Source organism: Pseudanabaena biceps PCC 7429 (assembly GCF_000332215.1).
GTDB lineage: Bacteria > Cyanobacteriota > Cyanobacteriia > Pseudanabaenales > Pseudanabaenaceae > Pseudanabaena > Pseudanabaena biceps.
Genome location: NZ_ALWB01000320.1, coordinates 1 through 4,423, shown reverse-complemented (window position 1 = coordinate 4,423; position 4,423 = coordinate 1). Strand labels below are relative to the sequence as shown.

Here is a 4,423-nt window from a genome sequence, read left to right as displayed (position 1 = left end):
CAAGTCGTTGCTTTTTCGCTGCTGCGGTTTCATCTTGCGGTGGCTTTGCTTTCGCTTCTCGGTTCCACAATTTTGCCATAACAACCCGATTACTTGTCCTTGTTCGGGGCGATCGCTAAGGCACTGTGCAGAATTAATCCGTTCCCACCATTTCCCGTTGGTCCATACCCTTCCCGTTTGGCTTTAATTTTGCCATAATCTAAATAGGTAGTATCTCCTATACACAACACCACTTCCTGTTCTTCCACGGCTTCACTGGTCATTTGACAGTGTGGTTTTATGATCCTGCTAAATTCTGTTTTCCGATTGGCGAAAACTCATAAGCTCTTTTTAACTCAGAGCCACTCTTAAATATCTCGGACAACGCTTTCCCGAATCCTTGACTTATTTTTTTGCCGATTGAGTACCCTCGGTTGCTTAGTCTCTCATCTCCTAATTCACAACTTGCAAAATTCTTGTCCCACCAGTTCATCATTTTTCTTCCCTGCTTTTGCTTGATTTTTACTACTTTAACCCCATCTGCACCCTTTATCTGAAAGTCTCTTCTGGTCTGCCTTTTAAAGATCCCGTGAAAAGTAAGGGAGATCGACGGATATTGTTTGTCCCATTTCTCAGCAAAGAGTTCGAGGTTAAACTCTGCCTCCGATTCCGTCGCCGCGCTATAAATAGCCTTGAGGTCAGCACAAACTTGCTTGCGTTGTTGCCAAGGTACAAAAGCGACCGAGTTTCTGACCATGTGGACAATGCATAACTGCACCTGTGTCTTAGGAAATACCGTCTCAATCGCATTAGGGAAACCAGTCAAGCCATCGACGCAAGCAATCAAAATATCCTTGACCCCACGGTTGTGAATTTCGGTGAGTACAGATAACCAGAATTTTGCACCCTCATTCGGGGAAATCCACATACCCAATAATGAGCAGGTAAACTCTACACAACTGAAGTAATAGAAGTTTTAGACCATGACTTTCCTAATTTAGCGAGTGGGGTAATAATTCCTTATGGCATCTACGATATACAGAGAAATGAAGGTTTTATTAATCTGGGTAATAGCCGAGACACCACTGAATTTGCTTGCGACAGTATCAGGCAATGGTGGGAACAATTAGGGCAGTTTTATTATGCCTTTGCAAAATCTATCTTGCTTTTATGTGATGGTGGAGGCAGCAATAGCTCAAACTACTACATTTTTAAGGAGGATCTACAGAAATTGGCAACTGAAATCGGTATTGAAATTAGAGTAGCCAATTATCCTCCCTATACATCGAAATTCAACCCCATTGAGCATCGTTTATTTCCTCATATGACCAGAGCTTGTCAGGGAGCTATTTTTACCAGTATTGAGTTAGTAAAATCCCTCATTGAAAAAACTTCTACCAAAACTGGCTTGAGTGTAGTTGTCAATCTTATGGATAAGGTCTATGCCAAAGGTAGAGAAGTCGCTGATGGTTTCAAGGAAAATCTACCTATCATTTTTGATGAATATCTTCCTAAATGGAATTATAGAGCCATTCCTCAAAATAACTGAAATGCATAAGTTATTTATTTTTCATTCCTAACAGCCCCTAAAAGTTATAGTAAACGCTACACGTTCACCATAACTTTTTGAGTATTTAATGTCGTATATTAAAATACGACATCGCTGGCAATAACATGAGCAGAAAACAAATCATTATAGGAATCGTCGCAAATGCAGGCGGAGTAGGGAAGTCAACCCTTGCTGTCCACCTCGCCTATGAATTGAGCAGGCATAAAACAACTGTTGCATTAATCGATCTCGATCCTCAACGCGCCCTAGATGTTTTCTGTGGACTGCCCCCCGCCACTCCAGCAACATCTATAGTTGGGGCTTTGTCTAAAGAATTTACAGGCGATTGGACATTAGTTCCTGCGTGGGATCTTCCTAACATCGAAGTCTGTCAAGGACATCCCAGTATGGCAAGACTAGCAGACGATCTAGTAATTCGTCACCGAGGTGAATACGCTCTTGCCGATCGCTTAAAAAGTCATCCCCTCCGTCATGATGTCGTGATCTTAGACTGTCCCGCCACAATGGGCATCATTTGCGAAAATGCGATCGCGGCTAGTACAGAACTACTTGTGCCAATCCAACTAGAAATGAAATCTATCTCTGGAGTCGCAGATTTAGTCGAATGGGCGATCTCCATCACCGACGATCTCAAACTCGATCCTTCTCCCCAGATACTTGGGCTAGTACCTAGCCTCTATGACAGTAGTCGGGCGATCCATCGACAATATTTACAACAGTTGCCAGAAATAACTGAGCAGTTAAGGATCAAACTGTATCCTCATATCCGTGATTCATCTGAATTTAAAAACTCTAGTGCGAATGGGTTGCCATTACAAAAATATCGCCCAAATCATCCTGCTTGTAGTGATTTTAAAGAGATCGCCAAAGACATTATCAAATTATCAAAAGGTTAGTATAGTCAGCACCAAGCACTGAGCATCACAAATCTATTAAACAAGTCTATTAAAGCAATCAATCCAAAACGGGACATATCTAATGGGCAAAATTCCATCAATTTCACCAAGATTTACTGGCGCAATCCAAGCAACAGATCAAGCGCAACGTATCAGTGAACTACAAGCCGAAGTAGAAAAGCTTCGCTCTTCTCAATCTCCTATCCTCGAACAGCAAATTGAAACCCTAAGATCACAGCTACAGGAACAGTCGGGGGAAAAAGATATTAAGGTAAGCAAGATTCAAGCAAATCCTCATCAACCTCGTCAGACTATTACCAGTGAAAGTATCCAAACCATTGCTAGAAGTCTTGAGAAAGATGGACAAATTACCCCATTAATTGTGATTCCTCAAGATGACAACTATCTCCTGTTAGATGGTCAACGACGTTGGGAAGCAGCCAAAATCTTAGGATGGCAAACATTGAGATCGGTCATCGCTGTCATGCCCGATGACTTACATCGCAAAGCATTACTGACATTTATTCACCATGAGGATCTTAACCCTCTGGACAAAGCAGAAGCAATCTTTAAAGAAGTTGCCAATGTTACCAATATGAGTGCTGAGGAGATATTGACAGTTCTAGCAACCGTATTAAGACGTTTAGAAAGACAAAAACAAACAAGTCAACTCACCAGTCTTGTCACTGTTACCACCGAAGAACAAAGATTAGGGCTTCAAAATTTAGGGATTAATGAAGTTGAAGAAAAATTACTATTAGTGCTGCTAGGTTTAGCTCTCAATCCTACATCAGTCAAAGCCAATCTGATGCCGATGCTCTCCCTACCTAATGACTTAAAGCAAGCGATTAGAGAAAAAGGACTTAAGGGCGCTCATGCCTTAGCACTTTCTGTATTATCTGCCAAAGCCTTAGAAACTTCAGAAAAGACAGCATCGAAAGAACGCATCAAAGCCACAGAGCAAGTATTATCCCAAGAGTTGAATGTAGCTAAGACCAGAGAACTTGTTGCTCAAATTAAGTCTAAATACATTAAGTCAGCGTATAGTCCGTCAAAACAAATCATGACGATACAGCGAAGTGTAGAGAAATTGTCTAGGGAAAATATTGCCCAAATAAATCCAGAGCAGGTAAAAGATTTACGTGCACTTTTTCGGAAGAAACTAGAAGAAATTGAATCTATTTTAGATTTGATAAAATAGCGATCACTCATCAATTACTGATCAGTACAGCCTATTGAGAGTTTCTGGGATACAGCGAAAGTGCGACTTACAGACTATTTCCTAGACTATCAACGTACTACACTTTCCCTCAACAGGCTGTAAGCTATTGAATAAAACAGTAGGTTAGGCAAGTTCAGCAGCAATGATTATTCACTAACTGCCAAGAGAGACAAATTTGAGAACAGCTTATAACGCGCATCAGTAGAAAGCATCGAGATAACATAAGTATGCAAATAGGTTGGGATATGTTGCATGAAGAACTCAAATATACCAATCAAAGTCTCCTTTATCGGTATCTCTTCAGCCAAAAACAACTCAGTAGCACCAGCCCAAAGCTCAACAACTTCTAGATCCTGAGAATCAGTAAGAGATACCAGATTTTCTCTTGGACATTGGATCAATTGGTTATATAGGTTATCTAATAACAATTTGATCCAATCAAAATGGTAAAGCAACACTCCACGCTTAATTCCGAAATACTCACATAACTGACGTTCTGACGCATTGAGTAAATCAAATCCACCATCGGTAACAGAATTAATCACTTGAGATACCTTGAGTTGTAAAAGCTCCAAATTAGACATCGCATCAGGAGTAATATCCCCAGACTTAATTAGAGTATGGGGAATATCACCCAGATCAAAATCCGACAAAAAGTAAATAACATCACCCTGATTAAAGCGATCGCCCGCCTTCCTGCCAAAACATTGCTGAACAGTAGCCAAAATATGGCGATCGATAAACGCCGCAAAAGCA

At 40.8% G+C, this 4,423-nt stretch carries 5 protein-coding genes and 2 pseudogenes; 3 read left to right on the top strand and 4 right to left on the bottom strand.

The window, feature by feature from the left end; genetic code table 11:
• From PSE7429_RS24765 to PSE7429_RS27400, 3 genes and pseudogenes are all read right to left on the bottom strand, one after another.
• Nucleotides 1-263 (bottom strand): annotated as a pseudogene (locus PSE7429_RS24765) (IS4 family transposase); the annotation flags it as partial.
• A 14-nt stretch (nt 264-277) separates the two neighbouring features.
• Nucleotides 278-472 (bottom strand): IS4/Tn5 family transposase DNA-binding protein, encoded by a 195-nt coding sequence (locus PSE7429_RS27405; RefSeq protein WP_233424413.1) that lies wholly within the window; start codon nt 470-472, stop codon nt 278-280.
• A gap of 108 nt (nt 473-580) precedes the next feature.
• Nucleotides 581-916, bottom strand: a pseudogene (locus tag PSE7429_RS27400) (transposase); the annotation flags it as partial.
• Between the two features lie 30 nt (nt 917-946).
• Here PSE7429_RS27400 and PSE7429_RS23970 point away from each other — a divergent pair.
• The 3 genes from PSE7429_RS23970 (at nt 947) to PSE7429_RS21640 (ending at nt 3,646) form a co-directional block, all read left to right on the top strand.
• Nucleotides 947-1,528 (top strand): ISAzo13 family transposase, encoded by a 582-nt coding sequence (locus PSE7429_RS23970; protein WP_071590189.1) that lies wholly within the window; start codon nt 947-949, stop codon nt 1,526-1,528.
• A 125-nt stretch (nt 1,529-1,653) separates the two neighbouring features.
• Complete coding sequence (locus PSE7429_RS21645; protein WP_009629513.1) at nt 1,654-2,445, top strand: ParA family protein; 792 nt, start codon at nt 1,654-1,656, stop codon at nt 2,443-2,445.
• An 82-nt stretch (nt 2,446-2,527) separates the two neighbouring features.
• Nucleotides 2,528-3,646: a ParB/RepB/Spo0J family partition protein gene (locus tag PSE7429_RS21640; RefSeq protein ID WP_009629512.1), complete on the top strand. Its 1,119-nt coding sequence runs from the start codon at nt 2,528-2,530 to the stop codon at nt 3,644-3,646.
• 167 nt (nt 3,647-3,813) lie between these two features.
• Here the strand turns inward: PSE7429_RS21640 and PSE7429_RS26440 are convergent.
• On the bottom strand, nt 3,814-4,423 hold a 610-nt coding region (locus tag PSE7429_RS26440; protein WP_009629511.1), incomplete at its 5' end, for a hypothetical protein.

Coding starts and splice junctions, on each gene's coding strand:
- PSE7429_RS27405 (WP_233424413.1), bottom strand. CDS start 472: ATGAACTGGTGGGACAAGAATTTTGCAAGTTGTGAATTAGGAGATGAG.
- PSE7429_RS21645 (WP_009629513.1), top strand. CDS start 1,654: ATGAGCAGAAAACAAATCATTATAGGAATCGTCGCAAATGCAGGCGGA.
- PSE7429_RS21640 (WP_009629512.1), top strand. CDS start 2,528: ATGGGCAAAATTCCATCAATTTCACCAAGATTTACTGGCGCAATCCAA.